At 51.7% G+C, this 20950-nt stretch carries 17 protein-coding genes and 5 tRNA genes; 16 read left to right on the top strand and 6 right to left on the bottom strand.

Features of this window, described 5'->3' with window-relative positions:
• Positions 1 to 1494, bottom strand: coding sequence for a leucyl aminopeptidase (locus OMQ46_RS06195; protein WP_266234944.1), 1494 nt, complete (start codon positions 1492 to 1494; stop codon positions 1 to 3).
• A 97-nt stretch (positions 1495 to 1591) separates the two neighbouring features.
• Between OMQ46_RS06195 and lptF the strand changes: the two genes are divergently transcribed.
• Together lptF and lptG are read left to right on the top strand one after the other, a co-directional pair.
• Positions 1592 to 2722 carry an LPS export ABC transporter permease LptF gene (gene lptF, locus OMQ46_RS06190; protein ID WP_266234946.1) on the top strand — a complete coding sequence of 377 codons (1131 nt, stop codon included), beginning with the start codon at positions 1592 to 1594 and terminating at the stop codon, positions 2720 to 2722.
• A complete protein-coding gene (gene lptG, locus OMQ46_RS06185) occupies positions 2723 to 3787 on the top strand; it encodes an LPS export ABC transporter permease LptG (protein ID WP_266234948.1) in 1065 nt (354 codons plus the stop codon).
• A 13-nt stretch (positions 3788 to 3800) separates the two neighbouring features.
• Here the strand turns inward: lptG and OMQ46_RS06180 are convergent.
• The 3 genes from OMQ46_RS06180 to OMQ46_RS06170 all read right to left on the bottom strand — a co-directional run bounded on the left by OMQ46_RS06180 (position 3801) and on the right by OMQ46_RS06170 (position 4106).
• Positions 3801 to 3876: transfer RNA gene (locus OMQ46_RS06180), tRNA-Glu, on the bottom strand.
• Positions 3877 to 3931: 55 nt separating this feature from the next.
• Positions 3932 to 4007: transfer RNA gene (locus OMQ46_RS06175), tRNA-Glu, on the bottom strand.
• Positions 4008 to 4030: 23 nt separating this feature from the next.
• Positions 4031 to 4106: transfer RNA gene (locus OMQ46_RS06170), tRNA-Ala, on the bottom strand.
• A 286-nt stretch (positions 4107 to 4392) separates the two neighbouring features.
• On the opposite strand from OMQ46_RS06170, the gene OMQ46_RS06165 reads away from it, so the two are divergent.
• The 8 genes from OMQ46_RS06165 (at position 4393) to OMQ46_RS06130 (ending at position 12422) form a co-directional block, all read left to right on the top strand.
• On the top strand, positions 4393 to 6636 hold the full coding sequence (locus tag OMQ46_RS06165; RefSeq protein WP_266234950.1) for an LPS-assembly protein LptD: 2244 nt from the start codon (positions 4393 to 4395) through the stop codon (positions 6634 to 6636).
• 59 nt (positions 6637 to 6695) lie between these two features.
• Positions 6696 to 7985 carry a peptidylprolyl isomerase gene (locus tag OMQ46_RS06160; RefSeq protein WP_266234951.1) on the top strand — a complete coding sequence of 430 codons (1290 nt, stop codon included), beginning with the start codon at positions 6696 to 6698 and terminating at the stop codon, positions 7983 to 7985.
• Positions 7985 to 8983, top strand: a complete 999-nt coding sequence (gene pdxA / locus OMQ46_RS06155; protein WP_266234952.1) for a 4-hydroxythreonine-4-phosphate dehydrogenase PdxA — start codon at positions 7985 to 7987, stop codon at positions 8981 to 8983. The genes OMQ46_RS06160 and pdxA overlap by 1 nt, the downstream gene beginning before the upstream one ends.
• Position 8984: 1 nt before the next feature.
• A complete protein-coding gene (gene rsmA, locus OMQ46_RS06150) occupies positions 8985 to 9788 on the top strand; it encodes a 16S rRNA (adenine(1518)-N(6)/adenine(1519)-N(6))-dimethyltransferase RsmA (protein ID WP_266234953.1) in 804 nt (267 codons plus the stop codon).
• A gap of 210 nt (positions 9789 to 9998) precedes the next feature.
• The gene (locus OMQ46_RS06145; protein ID WP_266234955.1) at positions 9999 to 10271 is read left to right on the top strand and encodes an HU family DNA-binding protein; all 273 of its coding nucleotides are present in this window, start codon (positions 9999 to 10001) and stop codon (positions 10269 to 10271) included.
• 12 nt (positions 10272 to 10283) lie between these two features.
• Positions 10284 to 10359: transfer RNA gene (locus tag OMQ46_RS06140), tRNA-Val, on the top strand.
• Between the two features lie 9 nt (positions 10360 to 10368).
• Positions 10369 to 10445, top strand: a tRNA-Asp gene (locus tag OMQ46_RS06135).
• A gap of 93 nt (positions 10446 to 10538) precedes the next feature.
• On the top strand, positions 10539 to 12422 hold the full coding sequence (locus OMQ46_RS06130) for a SurA N-terminal domain-containing protein (protein ID WP_266234957.1): 1884 nt from the start codon (positions 10539 to 10541) through the stop codon (positions 12420 to 12422).
• A gap of 40 nt (positions 12423 to 12462) precedes the next feature.
• Here OMQ46_RS06130 and OMQ46_RS06125 read toward each other — a convergent pair whose 3' ends face one another.
• Positions 12463 to 13665 carry a dicarboxylate/amino acid:cation symporter gene (locus OMQ46_RS06125; protein ID WP_266234958.1) on the bottom strand — a complete coding sequence of 401 codons (1203 nt, stop codon included), beginning with the start codon at positions 13663 to 13665 and terminating at the stop codon, positions 12463 to 12465.
• A gap of 75 nt (positions 13666 to 13740) precedes the next feature.
• The gene (locus OMQ46_RS06120; protein ID WP_266234960.1) at positions 13741 to 14529 is read right to left on the bottom strand and encodes an enoyl-ACP reductase FabI; all 789 of its coding nucleotides are present in this window, start codon (positions 14527 to 14529) and stop codon (positions 13741 to 13743) included.
• 129 nt (positions 14530 to 14658) lie between these two features.
• Between OMQ46_RS06120 and OMQ46_RS06115 the strand changes: the two genes are divergently transcribed.
• The 6 genes from OMQ46_RS06115 (at position 14659) to leuB (ending at position 20931) form a co-directional block, all read left to right on the top strand.
• Positions 14659 to 16809, top strand: coding sequence for an ABC transporter substrate-binding protein (locus OMQ46_RS06115; RefSeq protein ID WP_266234962.1), 2151 nt, complete (start codon positions 14659 to 14661; stop codon positions 16807 to 16809).
• Between the two features lie 84 nt (positions 16810 to 16893).
• Positions 16894 to 17661: a flagellar motor protein PomA gene (pomA, locus tag OMQ46_RS06110; protein WP_266234963.1), complete on the top strand. Its 768-nt coding sequence runs from the start codon at positions 16894 to 16896 to the stop codon at positions 17659 to 17661.
• Between the two features lie 17 nt (positions 17662 to 17678).
• On the top strand, positions 17679 to 18572 hold the full coding sequence (locus OMQ46_RS06105) for a flagellar motor protein MotB (RefSeq protein ID WP_266234965.1): 894 nt from the start codon (positions 17679 to 17681) through the stop codon (positions 18570 to 18572).
• Positions 18573 to 18584: 12 nt separating this feature from the next.
• Positions 18585 to 19172, top strand: a complete 588-nt coding sequence (locus OMQ46_RS06100; protein ID WP_266234967.1) for a YceI family protein — start codon at positions 18585 to 18587, stop codon at positions 19170 to 19172.
• Positions 19173 to 19191: 19 nt separating this feature from the next.
• Entirely contained in the window at positions 19192 to 19830 is a 639-nt protein-coding gene (leuD, locus tag OMQ46_RS06095; RefSeq protein WP_266234969.1) for a 3-isopropylmalate dehydratase small subunit, read from the top strand.
• A gap of 30 nt (positions 19831 to 19860) precedes the next feature.
• Entirely contained in the window at positions 19861 to 20931 is a 1071-nt protein-coding gene (gene leuB, locus OMQ46_RS06090) for a 3-isopropylmalate dehydrogenase (RefSeq protein ID WP_266234970.1), read from the top strand.
• Positions 20932 to 20950: the final 19 nt, after the last annotated feature.

Genomic DNA, 20950 nt, shown 5'->3' with positions numbered 1-20950 from the left:
TCAGCTTTGTGATTCGATTTTGTTCAACAGATATTGCACCAACAGTGGCACCGGACGACCCGTTGCCCCCTTGGCTTTACCGCCGAGCCAGGCAGTGCCGGCGATATCCAGATGTGCCCAGTGGAATTTTTCGGTGAAACGGGACAGGAAACAGGCGGCCGTGACGCTGCCGGCTTCTTTACCACCGACATTGGCGATATCGGCAAAGTTACTGTCGAGTTGTTTCTGGTAATCGTCCCAAAGAGGCAACTGCCAGGCGCGGTCGTAACTGTCATTACCGGCTTTGAGCAGGGCATCAGCCAGATCCTGGTTGTTGGCCATCACACCGGTTGTGACGCTGCCCAGTGCGACAATGATCGCCCCGGTCAGGGTCGCAATATCAATTACGGTATCGGGTTCGAAACGTTCGCTATAAGTCAGCGCATCACACAGAATCAGGCGGCCTTCAGCGTCGGTATTCAAAATTTCGATGGTTTTTCCGGCCATGCTGGTGACGATATCGCCCGGTTTGTTGGCATCGCCGTCCGGCATATTTTCCGAGCTGGGAACCACGCCCACAACATTAATCGGCAGGCCCAGTTCTGCGATGGTTTGCATGGTGCCGAATACGCTGGCAGAGCCACACATGTCGTATTTCATCTCATCCATGCCCTGAGCGGGTTTGAGGGATATACCGCCAGCATCAAAAGTCAGGCCTTTACCCACCAGGACGACGGGTTTGGCGTCGCCGGCACCCTTGTATTCCATGGTGATCAGCTTGGCTGGTTGACGACTGCCGCGGGAGACTGAAAGCAGGGACCCCATGCCCAGTTTTTCCATTTCCGCTTCATCCAGCACGGTGGTAGTGATGCTGTCGAACTGCTGACCCAGTTTGATACCTTGCTCGGCCAGATAGCTCGGGGTGCAGATGTTACCGGGCAGGTTGCCCAGTTCACGTGCCAGGTTCATGCCGCGGCCAATCGCTGCGCCTTGATCGACGGCCTGGCCCAGCGCCGCCGTGTCAGTCTCATCACAGGCAAAACTGAGCTGTGTCAAAGGTTTTTCGATCGGCTTGTTTTCACTTTTAGTGTGTGTGTAACGGTAGAGTGCCGTTTCGGTATTGACACTGGTCTGCCGCACTTTCCAGGCAACTGAGCGATCACCCAGTTCCACCTCGGCGAGACAACAGGTCGCGGTTTGTGCGCCACTTTCATTCAAAACCTGCGCCATGGTGGTGGTCGCCGCGTTGAAATCGTTCTCAGTGGTTTTGCCTTTTTTACCGACACCAACCAGCAGAATACGTGGACTCTTGATGCCTTCGGGGTGATACATGAACAGGGTCTGACCCGGTTTGCCGGTAATATCGGCGGCATCAACCACACGCTGCACCGCGCCGCGGGTGTCTTCATCCAACTGCGCAGCGCAGGGGCTCAGTTCGCCGCCATCATAAACGGCAACAACGAGACAGTCAGTCTGCTGTGACGCCAGCGCATCGGTAGTGACAAAATACTGCATGGATTTCTCCTGTAGGGATGAATTAGTTTAGACTTCTTGAATTCGAAATTGATTGTGCCAAAAACAAACGTTTTATTCTAACCAAGACACGCCGTTAATGCTCAACGTTCCGCACCCGATATCTTCCTGGCTGACCATCATCGATCGCTATTTGCTCAGGGAGTTTGTGATTAACCTGGTCGCTGTGACCGGCGTGCTTTGGCTGATCTATATTTCAACCCGCTTTGCCCGCTATCTCGCAGATGCCGCGGTAGGTAACATGCCAGCCGATGTGATTTTCAGCCTGCTTGGCCTGAGTTCGCTGGGAGCGTTGTCGATTCTGTTGCCGATAGGCGCTTTTCTCGCTGTCATGCTGTCACTGGGGCGGATGAGTTCCGATAATGAACTCACCGTCATGTCGGCCTGTGGCATCTCCAATCTGCGCATCATGCGCAATGTGCTGCTGTTTGCCGGTACCATTGCAGTCATTGTCGCCGTGCTGTCATTGTTCGTGGTGCCCGGCGTGTTGTCTGAACGCTATGAATTACAGGAAAAGGCCAAGATTTCCGCGAATACGACGGGCTTGATTGCGGGCAGTTTCAAGGAAAGTGAAGGCGGCGACTGGACCTTTTATTCGCAGGGGCTCAGCGCCAATAAGCAGTTTATGGAAAATGTCTTCATTGAGATTGATCGTGAGGACAAGCCACTGATATTTCGCTCCGAAACCGGCCACTTCGAAATTGATTCGCAAACCGGGGATAAATTCCTGGTCCTGGAAGAGGGCTACCGCTATGAGGGCAGAGCGGGGGATCAGGATTTCACTATCGCGCAGTTCGGCAGCCACAGTCTGTTGATAGAAAAAGGACAGGAAGGCGAGGTGCGTGAACGTCACAAGGCGATGGCCACGTCAGACCTGCTGGCACGGGGCGAACCGCGTGATCTTGCAGAAGTTCAGTGGCGTACAGCTGCGGCCCTGATGACGCTGCTGCTGTGCCTGTTGGCGATTCCGCTGGCCAATGCCGGTCCCCGTCAGGGACGTTATGCCGGATTTGTCCCAGCGGTGCTGATCTACATCATTTACAGCAATCTGCTGGGCGTCAATCGTGCCTGGGTCGCCAAGGGGGACATTCCCGTCTGGCTCGGTGGCGTCTGGGTGCATGTATTAATGCTGGTGGTGCTGTTGCTGCTGTTGAACCGTCAGACCCTGCGTCGTTTTCTTTCCCGCTATCAACAAAAACAAAGTTCATAAATGCGCATACTGTCTAAATACATTGCCAAAAACATTATTGCCAGCACCGCCCTGGTGCTGCTGGTATTGCTGGCGTTGTATACCTTTATGGACTTTATTACTGAACTCGATGATCTGGGCGAGGGCGACTACGGCATCGGCAGTATCCTCAGCTATATTGCATTGACGATGCCCAAGCGGATTTATGAATTACTGCCGGTGGCAGCCTTGCTGGGCAGTGTGATTGGCCTGGGTAATCTCGCCAGCCAGAGCGAGCTGGTGGCGATGCGGGCCGCGGGTTATTCGATTGCCGATATCAATAAAGCTGTCGTGGTGGTGGCAGCCATACTGATGCTGGTGGCTTTGGTCATTGGTGAAGGGCTTCGACCGATTACTGAACAATATGCCAGACAGTTACAGTCGGTGGCGCAGACCGGCACGGTGGGAACACGCTCCGAACATGGTTTCTGGACCCGTGACGGTAACCATTTCAATCACATTGACAGAATTAATGCCGACGGCAGTTTTTCCAATGTGGCGATCTATGAGTTTGATGACAATCACCGGCTGCGGATCCTGACCCGGGCTGTCAAAGCAGAATATCAGGATGAAAGCTGGATCTTAACCGATGTCGTCCAGAGTACGATTAATGAGGCAGGGGTCAAGGTCCGGTCTGTCACGCACGCCCGCTGGCAATCCCAGCTCAATCCGGGCATGGTCAATATCGTGGTGGTGCCGCCTGAATTCTTACCGGTGTGGGACTTGTTGGAATATGTGACCTATCTGAAAGACAATCATCAGTCGGTGGCCCAGTATGAGCTGGCTTTCTGGAGTAAATTGATGATGCCGGTGAGTGCGGCGGTGATGGTGCTGCTGGCCGTGCCGTTTGTATTTGGACCACTGCGTTCAGCGCCGATAGGGGGCCGGATTCTGGCCGGTGCTTTGCTCGGAATCGGCTTTCACCTTTTTAACCAGAGCTTTCAGCACATGGGGCTGGTGTTCGGTTTGTTGCCGTGGCTGGCATCGTCGTTTCCGACTATGCTGTTTGCCGCACTGGCTTTGTGGATGAACAAGCGGGTAAGGTAAAACAGAATAAAGATGGCGTCCCCAAGGGGATTCGAACCCCTGTTACCGCCGTGAAAGGGCGGTGTCCTAGGCCTCTAGACGATGGGGACCCAGGTCTTTAAATTGTCTCAAAAGAAAAGGGTCTGATTGTTCAGACCCTCAATTTGGCGTCCCCAAGGGGATTCGAACCCCTGTTACCGCCGTGAAAGGGCGGTGTCCTAGGCCTCTAGACGATGGGGACCTAAAACTTTTCTTTCGAGTTATTGGTGGAGCTAGGCGGGATCGAACCGCCGACCTCCTGCATGCCATGCAGGCGCTCTCCCAGCTGAGCTATAGCCCCCGAAAGGAAGCGCATACTATAGGGACTGAAGCCCGCTCTGTCAACACATCATGACAAAATTATTTTATCCCCTCAGCGGATTCAGCGTGCCTGATGAACGGCCTGAAAATCACTCACCAGCAGGCCTTAAAGCTAAGTCTTTGAGCAGATGGGATTATCCGCTTCAGCGTGGCTGATAGCGACGGAACTAATTTGCTGATTACTTATATATATGCGATAAATTGAGCGTTATTTTTCATTCGGTCAGGACGTTAATCATGGCTGGGTCAGCAGCTTGAGGATGAACATGCGCAAATTAAAGCTTCTCTCTACCTTATTACTGTCCTGCATTACCGGGACGGTTGCGGCCCAACAGGAACAGGGACTCAGTTGCCACTTTGGTTACGAGGATCTATTCCTGCCGGCATCGGAGGTAGATTCGGAGCAGAGCCCGGTTGATGTCAAAGCCAATGATGTGCAGTTACTGCAGAGCGGTACCTCGGTGTTCTCCGGCGATGTCGATATCACCCGCGCCGGTCAGCAACTGAGCGCAGAGCGCGCCACGTATAATCGTGCCAGTGGTGATGTTACCGCCAGCGGCGATGTCAGACTGCGTGATAGTGAAATTATCATTGATTCCCAGCAGGCTGAATGGTCGATGCAAAAAGATGAGGGCAGAATGCTGGATGCCCAGTATCGAATCCGTCAGATGCATGCCCGTGGGCAGGCCAGTCACCTGTTGCGTAAAGGCAAAGCCAGCACAGATTTGAAAAACGCCAGCTATACCACTTGTCCGGAAGGGGATAATGCCTGGTTGCTGGATGCCGATGAAGTCCACCTGGACCATGTGTCCGGTGTCGGGGAAGCCGAAGACGTGGTGGTTCGCGTGGGCGGTATCCCCATATTCTATACGCCTTACATCAACTTCCCGCTCAATGATAAGCGTAAGTCGGGTTTCCTGCCGCCTTCAGTAGGCAACAGTGATGAGACCGGTTTCGATGTCATGACACCCTATTACTGGAACATTGCGCCTAATATGGATGCCACTTTGACGCCGCGATATATGAGTGATCGTGGGTTGATGCTGGGCGGGCAGTTCCGTTACTTATCAGAGTGGGGAGAGGGTGAGATCGAGGCCAACTTCCTTGATTCAGACGATCTCAAAAATAGTGGTGAAGATCTGAATCCATATTACCAGGAGGATCGTGAGTTATTTACCTGGCAGCACCGTTCTTATCTGCCCAACCGCTGGCGTGCGATTGTCGATTATAACTATGTCTCGGATGAGAATTATTTCGAGGATTTTGGCTCCAGTCTGAGTCTGTCCAGTCGAACTCACCTGAACCGCCTGGTTGAGACCGGTTATGTGGGGGATGTCTGGAACTTTACTGCTCGCATGCAGGGCTATCAGACCCTGTCAGATGTACCTGAACAATATAAACGACTGCCTCAGCTACTATTGAGCGGTTACCTGCCTGACCAGGCGCTGGGCCTGACCTATGAATTTGATGCGGAGTATGTGGAGTTTGATCACAATGACCGGGTCGAAGGTCAGCGTATTAATTTCGAACCGGCTGTCAGTATGCCGATGGGTAACTCAGCCTTTTTTGCCACGCCCAGACTGGCGTTTAACCATACCCGCTACAATCTCAAAAGCGATGATCTGAATCAGTTTGATGATGATGCATCACGTTCTCTGCCTATAGCCAGTTTTGATACCGGGCTGTTTTTCGAGCGTGAGCTGAACATCGGCAAGGGCAATTTTTTACAGACACTGGAGCCCCGGGCTTTCTATCTTTATATACCCGAGCGAGATCAATCGGATATTCCCGACTTTGACACCAGTCTGTCCACATTTAACATGATCCGGCTTTTCTCCTATGACCGCTTTATTGGTGGCGATCGTATCGGTGATGCCAATCAGCTCTCGCTCGCTGTGACTTCGAGAATCATCAATCAGGAAACCGGTGATGAAAATCTGAGGTTGACGCTGGGACAGATTCGCTATTTTGATGATCGCAATGTAACCCTGCCCAATGGTATTGAAAATAGTGATGCTGATTCAGATATGATTGCAGAAGCTGTGGCATTCATTAATGACGAATGGTCAGTCAGTGGTGAAATCCAGTGGGATCCGGGCGAAACCGAATCCAATATGTCCTCGGTGGGACTGCGCTATCGCGGTGATAAGGGCGGTATTTTCAACATCTCTCATCGTTACCGTCGTGATGGTGCGGATATTACCCGCCTGGAAGGTCTGGAACAGGTCGACATTTCAGCCCAGGTGCCGGTCTCAGATCGCTGGCAGCTGTTTGGTCGCTGGTACCGTTCCATCGATCAGGGTAAAACGCTGGAAGCCCTGGCCGGCTTACAATACGACAGTTGTTGCTGGGCCACGCGTCTGGCAATACGTAACTACGTCAATGATGCCTTTGACGATGACCGCAATCTGGCCATTTATTTCCAGGTTGAGCTGAAAGGCCTGGGCGCCTTTGGTAAAAAATCTGACAGCTTGCTGGAGACCAGTATTCGCGGTTATCAGGCAGACTGAACCCCGTTAGAGTCAAAGCCGTGACACACAGCTTGAACTGATCCTTATATAATGCCCGCGTGAATTTTGGAGTAATAATTTTGATGAAGTTTTTGATTGCCGCGTTATTGGTGGCCAGCAATGTTTGGGCTGCACCGCTGGACCGCATCATTGCCGTTGTTAATGATGAAGTGATTCTGGAAAGCGAGTTGATGGACATGCAGCAGACAGTAAGGCAGCAAATACGTCAGCGTCAGGCTGCGATCCCGCCCAGCGATGTGCTGCGTGACCAGGTATTGGAAAGACTGATTATGCAACGCCTTCAATTGCAGCGTGCTGAACAAGTGGGCGTCAGGGTAGGCGATGATGCATTAAACGCGGCACTGCGTCAGATTGCCGACAACAACAATATGAATCTCAGACAGTTTCGTGATGTTCTTGAAGAAGACGGTTACGACTTCAGTCAGTTCCGTGAAACGATTCGTGAAGAGATGATTATCAGCCGACTGCGTAAAGGTCAGGTGGAGGACCGTGTTGTTGTTTCTGATCGGGAAGTGGATAACTTCCTGTCGACGCAGAGTGTGCAGAGTGGCAACAGTGACATTGAATACCAGTTGCAGCACATCCTGATTAGTATGCCGGAAGCAGCATCACCGGAAGAAGTACAGGCGGCGCAGGAACAACTGGAAAAGATTCAGGGTTTATTGGCCGAAGGCGGTGACTTCGGTCAGGTCGCAGCGGGTTACTCCGATGGTCAGAATGCACTGGAAGGGGGAGAACTGGGATGGCGTAAACAAGGTGAACTGCCTTCACTATTCGCTGACGTCGTTCCCAAGCTGTCTGTCGGCGAAGTGAGCGAACCGCTGCGCAGTGGCAGTGGCTTTCATCTGGTCCGGCTCAAGGACAAAAAGAGCGCTGAGACCCATCTGGTCAAACAGACCCTGGCCAGTCATATCCTGATTAAGACCAACGAACTCGTGACCGATGAAGAAGCAGAAGCACGTTTGAATCAACTGCGTGAACGTATTGCCAACGGTGAAGATTTTGCCGAACTGGCCCGTGCTCACTCTGAAGATACCGGTTCAGCCATTGAGGGCGGCAGCCTGGGCTGGGTCAGTCCCGGTGTAATGGTGCCGGAGTTCCAGGAAAAAATGGATGAACTTGCGATTGGTGAAATGAGCGATGTTTTCCAGAGTCGTTTTGGCTGGCATCTGATCAAAGTGGAAGACCGGCGTGAAGAAAACATGGCGGAAGAGTTCAAACGCAACAAAGCGCGCGAGCAAATCCGTCAACGCAAGATCGACGAAGAATTGGAAAGCTGGTTGCGGGCAATGCGTGATGAAGCCTATGTCGAATACCGTGATCTTTAATGGTGATAAGGCGTATAGCACTCACCAGTGGTGAACCTGCTGGCATAGGCCCTGACCTCGCTGTTCAACTGGCGCAGACCCGGCAACAGGCGCAATTGATTGTCCTGGCTGATCCGTCGCTGTTGCAGCAAAGAGCACAGCAGCTAAATCTGCCGTTAAAGCTGATTGAGGCCGATCTGAATCAGCCTGCGGCCATAGCCGAACCCGGAAGTCTGTACTACCTCCCTGTCCAGTTAAGTCAGCCGGTTACTGCCGGCGAGCTTAATCCAGCCAACAGCAGCTATGTGCTTGCCATGTTGCAGCTGGCACTCGATAAAAGCATCAGTGGTGAATTCGATGCGATTGTGACGGCGCCAGTTCATAAGGGCGTCATAAACGATGCCGGTCACAGCTTCAGTGGTCACACCGAGTTTTTTGCTGATGGTGCGGGTGTCGCTAAGGTGGTGATGATGCTGGCGACGGGTGATTTGAGAGTGGCACTGGCGACAACGCATTTACCGTTGGCAGCGGTGAGCGATGCTATCACCCGTGACAGCCTGCAGCAGATTCTGCATATTACCAATGACTCACTCAAGCGTCAGTTTGGTCTGAACAAGCCCCGAATCGCTGTTTGCGGGCTCAACCCCCATGCTGGTGAAGGCGGTCATCTGGGACATGAAGAAATAGACACCATACAGCCGGTCATTGATGCCTGTCAGTCTGAAGGGCTTGCAGTCAGCGGTGCCTGGCCGGCAGATACCATTTTCAATCAGGATAGGTTGAAAGACTATGATGTGGTGCTGGCGATGTTTCATGATCAAGGGCTACCGGTGCTCAAGCATCATGGCTTTGGTCGCGCTGTAAATGTGACGCTGGGCTTGCCCTTTATCCGTACCTCCGTTGATCACGGTACGGCACTTGATCTGGCTGCGACCGGTAAAGCGTCTGCATCCAGCCTGCAGGCCGCCATCGACATGGCGCTCGAAATGGCTGACAGCCAGCAATCCCAAGACAAATAATATGACTGAATCTCACTACCCTCGGGCGCGCAAACGTTTTGGCCAGAACTTTCTTCATGATCAGGCCATTATTGAAGCAATTATCGAGGTTATCAGCCCCGATAAGGGGGAACATCTGGTAGAAATTGGCCCTGGTCGCGGGGCGCTGACCAAACCACTGCTGAGCCGTTGTGACCATCTGGATGTGGTTGAACTGGATCGGGATCTGGTACCGTTGCTGAAACAGCAGTTCGCTGGCCAACCGCATCTGACAATTTATGAAGCTGATGCCCTTAAATTCGACTATCAACAACTGCAGCAGAATGATGAAAAGCTGCGGGTGATCGGTAACCTGCCTTATAACATTACAACCCCGCTGTTATTCCATCTTATCGAGCAATCCGCGTGTATTGAGGATATGTGCTTTATGCTGCAACGCGAAGTTGTTGAGCGCATCTGCGCTTCACCGGGTTCAAAGCAGTATGGTCGTTTGAGTATTATGCTGCAGCATCAATGCTACGCAGAGCAAATGTTCATCGTACCGCCTGAAGCCTTTGACCCCCCTCCCAAAGTCGAATCTGCGATTATTTATCTGCAACCTCTGTCACAAAAGAAAGGCGGCGATGTGGATAGGGATTGGCTGAATAAGCTGGTCACGGTCGCGTTTAGCCAGCGCCGCAAGACGATCGCTAACACATTGAAAAAACTACTATCTTTGGCTGACCTGGAGCAGGTGGGGGTCAAACCGGAACAACGTCCCGAGACAGTCACCATTGAACAATATGTGGCAATGGCGCGTCGCCTGGAACAGAAACAGGCAACCTGACAATATTCATGGCCTGAATCAGATTGTCAACCTTATGCCGAAGATTCCGGCTGAAGCCCGATAAAATCTATTTACAAACAGTGATCCGTTGTCTTGACACGCTAATTTTGCTGTAGTTAGATACACACAGTCCGGTCTCGCTGAGCCAGGTAGCAGCGAATCCGGCATTTGGACGACATAACGATCAATAACGATATGAGGAATTAAGCTGTGAATAAATCTGAACTCATCGATGCAGTTGCTGCAGCTGCAGACATCTCTAAAGCAAAAGCCGCCCAAGCTGTTGATGGCATGACATCAGCTGTCACTAAAGCGCTGAGCAAAGGCGACCAGGTCACGCTGGTTGGCTTCGGTACTTTCTCTGTTCGTGAGCGCGCTGCACGTACTGGCCGTAACCCACGTACCGGCGAAGAAATCAAAATCGCTGCGGCTAAAATTCCTGCTTTCAAAGCTGGTAAAGCACTCAAGGATGCTGTAAACTAGTCTTTTTTCTTGGGGTGCTTAGCTCAGCTGGGAGAGCATCGCCCTTACAAGGCGAGGGTCGGGGGTTCGATCCCCTCAGCACCCACCAGGAATTCTTGGAGCGGTAGTTCAGCTGGTTAGAATACCGGCCTGTCACGCCGGGGGTCGCGGGTTCGAGTCCCGTCCGCTCCGCCAAGTACGAAAAAGGGCGCATTTTATGCGCCTTTTTTTTTGCCTGATGGTTTAGACTATCCATTTTTATAACTACAGATATGAAGGTTTTCTTCCATGTTGCATTACATTCGTGATCGCGCCCAGGGATGGATTGCCTGGTTCATTGTCGGTCTGATTAGTATTCCGTTTGCTTTGTGGGGGGTAAACTCCTACATGACCGGTGCATCCGACGTTGTTGTCGCAGAAGTCAACGGCCATGAAATCAACCAGACAGAACTCCAGCAGTCCCTGCAGCAGTATCGTGACCAGATGCGTAACGTCCTGGGTGAACAGTTTGATCCGGCGATGTTTGAAGGGGCAGCTGTCAAACGGAACATTCTTGACGGCTTGATTGAACAGCGATTACTGCATGAGGCCAGTCAAAAGCTGGGACAAACAGTCAATGATGCCTCAGTCTCAGAAATGATCCGTTCCAACCCGGCGTTTCAGCGTGATGGCCAGTTTGACCCTGATTACTATGCGATGATGCTGGCCCGTGTGGGTTACAGTCCTGCCAGTTTTGAAGCCCAGCTCCGCAATGATTTGCTGACCCAGGAACTGACCCGGAATATTCAGCGCTCAGCTATCGTAACGCCGGTGCAACTGGATAGAGTGCTGGAACTGGAAAAGCAGCAACGTGAAATTGCTTACGGGGTGGTGCCGCTTCAGAACTATGTTGATAAAGTCAGCATCGATGATGAAGCTGTCCGTGCATACTATGACAACAACAAAACGGCATACACCGCACCCGAGCAGGTCAGAGTGAATTATGTTGAACTCAACATAGACAGTATTGCTGACACTATTACGGTTGATGAAGAAGCATTACAGCAATTCTATGTCGATAACGAATCTCAGTTTGTGGGACCCGAACAACGTCGTGTCAGTCACATCCTGATCGAAGGTGACGACGAACAGGCGCTCGCAGAGATTGAAAAGATTGCTGAGCGACTCCAACAGGGTGAAGATTTTGGAACGCTTGCCAAAGCTGAGTCGCAAGACACGGGTTCGGCAGCTCAAGGCGGCGACCTTGGCTATTTCGGCCCTGATGTGATGGAGCCTGCTTTCGAAGAAGCAGCTTTTGCACTGGAAAATGTGGGCGATATCAGTGAGCCGGTACAGACGGAGTTCGGTTATCACCTGATTAAATTGACCGGTGTGGAATCACCAGAAGTACAGGACTTCAGTGACGTCCGTACTGAAGTTGAGCAACGCTACCGCAGTCAACAGGCTGAAGCTCAATTTTATGATAAAGCTGAACAACTCGCTAACCTGAGTTTTGAAAACCCGGATAGCCTTGATGTGGCAGCCGAAGAACTCGGGCTTGAGATTCAAACTACGCCGCTGTTTACTCGCGGTGGTACCGAGTCAGGCATAAGCAGCGAAGCCAAAGTAGTAGAAGCCGCTTTCAGTGAGGATGTGCTGCAAAACGAACTGAACAGCGCTGTGATTGAGCTATCGGATACGCATCTTGTGGTGATCCATAAGAACAAACACATTCCAGAGAGTGTGTTGCCATTTGAATCTGTTAAACCTGCCATAGAACAACAGCTGTTATTTGATGAAGCCAGCCAGTTTGCCCGTGAAAAAGGTGAAGCCATCGTGGCTGAGTTGAAAACGGGTGCCGAGGCGCAGACGTTGTTGGAAAGCTGGCAGCCCGCAGCTTTTTATGGCCGTGACAGCGAGGCAGTCAGTCAACAGATTCTGCAACGCGCGTTTGAAATGCAAAAGCCTGAGTCTCAGGCCCAATACACCGGCTTTACAGCGGATAATGGCAATTACGTTGTGATCAAGCTGACTGATGTTCAAAACGGTCAGACTGCGGATGTTGAGGCTGAAGAAAGACAGTCCATACAAGAGCAGTTACAGCAAATGATGTCCAACGCTGAACTGCAGGCATTCATTGCCAGTCTGCGAGCAGACGCCGATATTGAGATTCGGGATAAAAGTCTGAGATAGATTTTAAGCAGACAGAAAAAAGCGCCTTCGGGCGCTTTTTTTATGTCAGCCTGGCAATAACGGCAGCACCGACACTGTCACCCCAGATATTGACGGTGGTGCGGAAACGATCCAGGAACCAGTCCACAGCCAGCAGCAGCGCGATACCTTCGAGTGGCAGCCCGACCGCAGTCAACACAATCACCATCGTTACCAGACCGGCTTCAGGGATGCCTGCAGCACCGATTGCAGCCAGTGTCGCAGTAATAAAGACAAGTCCCTGCTGCATCAGCGTGAGTTCGATGCCATAGGCCTGGGCGATAAACATGACCGCTGCCGCTTCGTATAAGGCGGTGCCATCCATATTGATAGTCGCCCCCAGAGGTAAAACAAATTTAACCGCTTTGGGACTGACCTTGTTTTCACGAGCACATTCCATGGTCAGCGGCAGGGTGGCTGAGGAACTGGCGGTACCAAAGCCCGTGACCAGTGCCCTGGCCATACCTAACAGGTAATCCATACCGCGGTGGGCGACAAAATAAAGGATACAAAATAATATAATTGCGTGAAGCAGCAGGCCGGTCAGTACCGTCACGACATGCATGCCTACCGCGCTGATTTCTGCCATAAACTGTTCGCCGCCCCCGGTACTTCCCAGGCGGGCGGCAATCAGCGCGAATATGCCAACCGGGGCAAAATGCATAATCCAGATTACCAGCTTCATCATGGCTTCATTGATACCATCGAATACCGCAAACACGGGTTTGGATCTATCACCGATAGTGGTGAGTGCCATCGCAAACAGGATGGCAAAGACGATGAGTGGCAATAACTCTGTCTGACTGGCAGCAGCAAACAGATTGGGGGAGATGAGTGACAGGAAGATATCACTGATACCCGTGTCCTGTTTCGACAGAATATGTTCCGGCACAGCAGTCTGTGTCAGTTGAATGCCAGCGCCGGGTTGAATCCAGTTTACGACCAGAAGACCGACAAAAACCGCCAGTGCTGTGGTCGACAGATAGTAGACCATCGTATAGCCCCCCAGCTTCCCCAACTGCCGGATATCACCAAGACTGCCAATACCACTGACGACAGAGGCAATGATCAGGGGAATGATGGTCATCTTCAGCGCGTTGAGGAAAAGGCTGCCCAACCAAGCAACAGCCATGGCGGCTTCACCGGCATACCAGCCATAAAAAACGCCGATAACCGCACCGGCAATGATAAAGCCCAACAGAACCAGGGCATGAAAGTGCGACATTGGATTTCCCCGCGCTGAAAACAAAACAGGGCATATAAAATGCCCTGTCGTGAATATTAGCAGATTGCTGGCGTTCTACTTATCGCCGATGCCGACGATGTTGTAACCCGCATCCACATAAGTAATTTCGCCGGTGACCCCTGACGCCAGATCGGAGCAGAGGAAGGCAGCGACATTACCGACTTCTTCAATGGTGACGTTACGACGGAGCGGAGAGTTACGCTCACCATAAGCCAGCATTTTGCCGAAATCGCCGATACCGGCGGCCGCCAGGGTTTTGATAGGACCCGCAGAAACGGCGTTCACGCGAATGCCTTCTTCGCCCAGTGAGTAGGCCATGTAACGGACAGTCGCTTCCAGTGCGGCTTTAGCGACGCCCATGACGTTATAGTTATCAATCGCACGTTCAGCGCCCAGATAGCTCAGTGTCAGCATAGAACCGTTACGGTCAGCCATCATCGGTTTACCGGCCTTGGCCAGTGCAGCAAAGCTATAGGCACTGATATCGTTGGCCATGGAGAAACCCTCGCGGGTGACGCTGTCAACAAAGCTGCCCTGTAATTGTTCACGTGGCGCAAAGGCGACTGAATGAACGATGGTATCGAGACCATCCCAATGTTTGTTCAGATCGTCGAAGACCGCCTGAATCTGGTCATCGCTGCTGACATCGCAGGGAAAGACCATTGCCGGGTCGGCGCCACATTCTTCAGCAATTTTTTCAACGCGGGATTTGAGCTTGTCATTTTGATAGGTAAAGGCCAGTTCAGCCCCTTGTTTGGCCATGGCATGTGCAATGCCGGAGGCGATAGAGCGCGGGCTGGCAACGCCCACAATTAACACGCGTTTGCCTTGCAGGAAACCCATAAGTCTCTCCTAAACTGCGGATAAAGCGGGATAACTTACCTGATTTTATCACCAACGGGAAGGGCGACCGCGCAGTAAACTCGTGATAATCTTGGTCACACATCTGGTTCCAATTTTGACGTTGTGAGAATGAAACTGAGATATCTGCTGGTTTGTCTGTCGCTGCTTGTTGTGTCCGCCTGTGAATTCGGTGCGGTCAACTCACCCTACCCGGATCAGAATGCTGAGCTGGATACCCTCTATACTTCCTTTTCGCTTCGACCCAAACACCTTGACCCGGCCCGCTCATACAGTGCCAATGAAATCGCCATCACCGGTCAGATTTATGAGCCACCGTATCAGTATCATTATCTTAAACGTCCTTATCAGCTGGAGCCGCTGGTTGCAGATGCTATGCCGCAAGTGACTTATCTGGATGAAAATAACGAGCCGGTAGCAGAAGACAGTGACAATATTGCCTACAGTGTTTACACGATTCCGCTCAAAAGCGGGATCTATTACCAGCCTCATCCGGCATTTGTCCGCGATGAACAGGGTGATTTTCTGTATCACGCTTTGACGCAGGAACAACTTGACGAGGTCGAGAAGCTGGCTGATTTTGAACAAACTGATACGCGTGAGTTGAAAGCCGATGATTTTGTTTACCAAATCAAACGCCTGGCCCATCCCGAGATCCACTCGCCGATTCTGGGTCTGATGGGAGAACATATCGTCGGGCTCAACGATTTTGCTGACAAGCTTCGTGAACTCCGTCAGCAGGGGCGGCCTATCGACCTTCAAGCACTGGCACTTGAAGGGGTTAACGTCATTGATGACTATACTTACCAGATTAAGGTCTATGGCAAATATCCCCAGCTCCGCTTCTGGCTGGCGATGCCTTTTTTTGCCCCGATTCCCTGGGAAGCGGAACAATTCTACGCTCAGCCCGGACTGATCGATAAAAACATCACGATTGACTGGTATCCAGTCGGCACCGGTCCCTTCTACATGACGGAAAATGATCCCAACCGGCGAATGGTGCTCAGTAAAAATCCGAATTTCCATGGCGAGTTTTATCCCACGGAAGGCGACCCTGGCGATGCCGAAGCCGGTCTCCTGGATGATGCTGGCAAGCCACTGCCCCTTATTGACCAAATCGTTTTCACTCTGGAAAAGGAAAACACGTCCTACTGGGGTAAATTTATTCAGGGTTATTATGATGTCAGTGGCATCAGTTCCGACAGCTTTGATCAGGCTGTACAGGTGTCTTCTGCCGGTGAGTTCGGCCTCAGTGATGCAATGAAAGTGAAGGGCATACAACTGGAAACGGCTGTCGGCACCTCGACCTTCTATATGGGCTTCAACATGCTGGACCCGGTCGTAGGCGGTTATAGTGAGAAAGCGAAAAAGCTCAGACGCGCCATTTCCATCGCTATTGACCATGAGGAATATATATCGATATTTGCCAACGGTCGGGGCATACCGGCACAGGGGCCTGTGCCGCCGGGTATATTTGGTTACGTAGAGGGTGAAGCCGGCATCAACCCGTATGTTTATGAATGGCAGGATGGAGAGGCGGTGAGAAAGTCTCTTGATGAGGCAAAAAAACTGCTGGCCGAGGCAGGCTATCCCAGAGGGCGTGATGCCGAGACCGGTGAGCCGTTAGTCCTCTATTTCGATGTGCCGGCCAGTGGCCCCGATAGTAAAGCGCAACTGGACTGGTTACGTAAACAGTTCCGCAAACTCAACGTGCAGTTGGTGATCCGCAGCACCGACTACAACCGTTTTCAGGATAAAATGCGTCGTGGTCGCGCCCAGATTTTCCAGTGGGGCTGGAATGCGGATTATCCTGATCCTGAGAACTTCCTGTTTCTACTCTATGGCCCAAACGGTAAAGTTGAGACGAAAGGGGAAAATGCAGCCAACTACAAAAATGAAGCCTTTGATAAGCTGTTTGAGTCAATGCGGGTGATGCCCAACAGTGATGAGCGATTAAAGATTATTCAGCGCATGGCCGATATCGCTCGAGAGGATGCACCGTGGGTGTGGGGATTTCACCCTAAAATGTTTACGCTCTATCATGCATGGAATCACAACATCAAGCCTAACCTGATGGCCAATAACACCCTGAAATACCGCCGTCTGGATACAGAACTGCGGCAACAATTACAGGATGAATGGAACAGGCCGACAGTATGGCCATTGCTGTTGTTGCTGTTGGGCTTGTTGATCGTGATATTGCCCGCTGTGATGGTTTACCGTCATAAAAAGCATAAAAAACATTCAATTCCATCTGCTTGAGCAGCAGATTTTTTGTGAACTGTTCGGTAAAATACCCGCTGAATTTATGCTGTTTCTGCCGGATGCTATAGAGGGAGTTTAAGAGTGGATCTTGCTACGCTGCTGGGCCTTGTGACCGCCTGGGGATTGATTATCGCAACCATCGCACTGGGTGCGGCGGCTGGTACTTTTGTCAACATGCCCTCTTTGGCCATCGTTCTCGGCGGGACCTTTGCCGTGGTTTTGATGCGATTCACCCTGGGGCAGTTTATCGGTTCGATAAAAACGGCGACCAAAGCCTTTCTGCATAAATCCGAATCACCTCAGGCGATTATCGACAACGTCGTAGAGCTTGCCGGTATAGCCCGTAAAGAGGGCCTGCTGGCTCTGGAGCGCCAGGAAATCAGCAATCCGGTGCTTTCCAAGGGCATTATGATGCTGGTCGACGGTCACGAACCCGCGGTGGTAAAAAAGGCTTTGCTGACGGAGTTGAATGAAACGCTTAACCGCCACAGTGTCGGTCAGCAGATTTTCAAAGCGATGGGGGATGCGGCACCGGCAATGGGTATGATCGGGACGCTGGTGGGGCTGGTTCAAATGCTGAGCAACATGTCTGACCCCAAGTCGATTGGTCCTGCAATGGCTGTGGCACTGCTGACCACCCTCTACGGCGCCATGCTCGCCAATATGTTTGCTCTGCCTATCGCCGACAAGCTGTCATTGCGAAGTAGTGAAGAGCTGATGAACAAAAACATCATTATCGAGAGTGTGCTCGGCATTCAGGAAGGCCAGAACCCCAAAATTCTGGGTGAGATTCTGAAAAACTTCCTGCCCGCCTCCAAGCGTGACAGCGAAGAAGAAGCCGCAGCCTGACGCAGCGGTCTTAGTCTATGAGCGAGAATCCGAACAGAGCCAAACGCGACGCGGAAGGCTTACCCGCCTATATGGCGACCTTTGCCGACCTGATGTCACTGCTGATGTGCTTCTTTGTGTTGCTGCTGTCCTTCGCTGAAATTGATGCGTTGAAATACAAGATGGTGGTCAAATCACTGGAAAATGCATTTGGTGTTCAACGTGAGGTTCCCAAAGATGAAATTCCTGAGGGTACCAGCATCATTGCACAGGAGTTCAGTCCGGGGGAACCTAAACCGACTCCCCTGAAAGTGGTCAGACAGGATACAATGGACGAAACTCGCGAACAGCTCAAGGTCACTGCGGATGCCGAACAGCTGGCTCAACAGCAGGTCAAGGAAGTGGCTGAAGAGACCCAGGAATTCAGGGAAGCCTTGGAGCAGGAGATCCAGGATGGATTGATTGTCGTAGAGAGCCAGTTCAGTCGTATCGTGATCCGAATCAGAGAAAAAGGATCCTTTCCCTCAGGTGATGCGCGACTGAATCCAGGATTTGTCCCGATCCTGCGCAAGATTCACGATGTGTTACTGACGACGGATGGTCGCATTGCCGTGGCAGGGCACACGGACAATGTGCCGATTAATACCCCGCGATATCGTTCCAACTGGGAATTGTCCACATCGCGGGCCACATCGGTGGTGCATGAGTTACTGGCCCCCGGTCAGATACCCGCTGAGCGTTTCGTGTTGGAAGGCTACGCGGATACCAAGCCTCTGGTGCCTAATGACACCACGGAAAACCGGGCTCAAAACCGCCGGGTAGAGATTATTGTCCTCAAATCAGCCGTTGAGGAGGAACTGACTCGATCTATTGACGAACTGATGCAGGACCACGAATCCGTCGATAGTGAAATCAGCCCGCTATACCAATAACAGGAGTAGATAATGAAATATCTTCACAGAACCGTTTATTTATTGAGTTTATTGCTGGCATCCACTATGGCTTCAGCGGCTTCCTGGCAGGTGGATAATGGCAAATCTCAACTCAGCTTTGTGTCGGTCAAGAAAAATAATATTGCTGAGGTCCATCACTTTGACTGGATTGCAGGATCTGTCAGCGAGGCGGGTGACCTCGCGCTTGAGATCGATCTGACCAGCGTCAATACCGGCATCGAAATCCGTGACTCGCGAATGAAAGAGTTTTTCTTTGAGGTCGATGCCTATCCAACAGCTGCTCTGCAGGCCAGGATCGACCCCGCCATGATTGCCGAGCTCGAAGCGGGACAATCAAACAATCTGACCGTGGATGCTGAACTGGATCTACACGGACAGAAACAAGCCGTGACAATGACGTTGCTGGTCACCAAAGTCAGTGACAGTGAGCTGCTTGTCGTCTCCAATCAGCCGGTCATTCTCAATGTGGCTGATTACGACTTGGTCAAAGGCTTGGAAAAATTACGTGAACTGGCCGGTCTGCCCAGCATCAGCCAGGCGGTTCCAGTCAGTTTTTATTTAACATTGAACGCGATGTAAAAGAGGTTTAATCCGCGTCATGCAAAAGTTTTCAGTTGAAACCGGCATTGTTATCCCTATGGACAGACCTAATGTGGATACCGATGCCATCATCCCCAAGCAGTTTTTAAAATCCATCAAACGTACCGGCTTCGGTCCCAATCTGTTTGATGAATGGCGTTATCTGGATCATGGTGAACCAGGTCAGGACTGCAGTCAGCGGCCGATAAATCCCGACTTTGAGTTGAATCAGCCGCGTTATAAAGGCGGTACCATCCTGCTGGCCCGGGAGAATTTTGGTTGTGGTTCCAGCCGTGAACATGCGGTCTGGGCCCTGGATGATTTTGGCATCCGTGTCATTATCGCGCCGAGCTTTGCTGATATTTTCTTCAGTAACACCAGCAAGAACGGCATTCTTGCTATCACGCTGGAAGAGGAGCTGATCAACAAGCTGTTTGCTCAGGTTGAAGCCACGCCCGGTTACCAGCTCAAGGTTGATTTAGCGGCGCAGACGATTACACTGCCCGATGGTGAAGTTATCGAGTTCGAGATTGACAGCTTCAAAAAGCACTGTCTGCAGGAAGGACTCGATGATATTGGTCTGACGCTGCAGCACACCGCTGAGATCGAAGCCTACGAAGCCAAACGTAAGCAGGAAGCGCCCTGGCTGTTTTCCTGAAACCAGATAGAGCAATTTAAAGAAAGTAAAATGACAAAAAAAATAGCAGTTCTGCCCGGCGACGGGATTGGTCCTGAGATCGTTGCCGAAGCGGTCAAGGTATTGGAAAAACTCCGCACTGAAGGACTGGATATCAGTCTGGATTATGGGCTGGTTGGTGGTGCCGCCTATGACGAGACAGGCACTCCGTTACCAGAAGCGACGCTGACCATGGCCAAAGAGGCGGATGCGATTCTGCTTGGTGCTGTGGGTGGCTACAAATGGGAGTCACTCGATATCAGTGTCCGTCCGGAAAAAGGCTTGCTGGGTCTTCGCAGCGAACTCAACCTGTTTGCCAACCTGCGTCCTGCCATCCTGTATCCGCAACTGGCCGGGGCATCCACGCTTAAACCGGATGTCGTCGCCGGTCTGGATTTGATGATTGTGCGTGAGCTGACAGGCGGTATTTACTTCGGCCAGCCACGCGGTATCCGTACGCTGGAAAATGGTGAAAAGCAGGGCTATAACACCCTGGTTTATCGTGAAAGCGAAATCCAGCGTATCGGTAAGGTCGCGTTTGATATCGCTGGTAAACGCCAGGGCCGTGTGTGCTCGGTGGATAAGGCAAATGTGCTGGAGTGCACGGAACTCTGGCGTGAAACTATGACAGAATTGGCGAAGGATTACCCCGCTGTCGAACTGAGTCACATGTACGTGGATAACGCGGCGATGCAACTGGTGCGGGCACCCAAGCAATTTGACGTGATGGTGACCACCAATATGTTCGGTGACATTCTGTCTGACTGTGCCTCCATGCTGACGGGTTCTATCGGTATGCTGCCATCGGCATCACTGGATGAAAACAGTAAAGGGATGTACGAGCCGATTCATGGCAGCGCCCCGGATATCGCGGGTCAGAATATGGCTAACCCGCTGGCAACCATTCTGTCAGCTGCTATGATGTTACGTTATACGCTCGATGAGGCCGTCATGGCTGATCGAATCGAAAATGCTGTGAGCCAGGTGCTGGATAACGGTCTCAGAACGGCCGATATCTATTCAGAAGGCAGCACCCGAGTATCGACATCGGAAATGGGCGATGCGGTGGTCGCAGCACTTTAAACCCAAGACAAAAGGTGAA

Source organism: Methylophaga sp. OBS1, from assembly GCF_026319365.1.
This window is presented reverse-complemented; position numbering and strand designations above follow the sequence as displayed.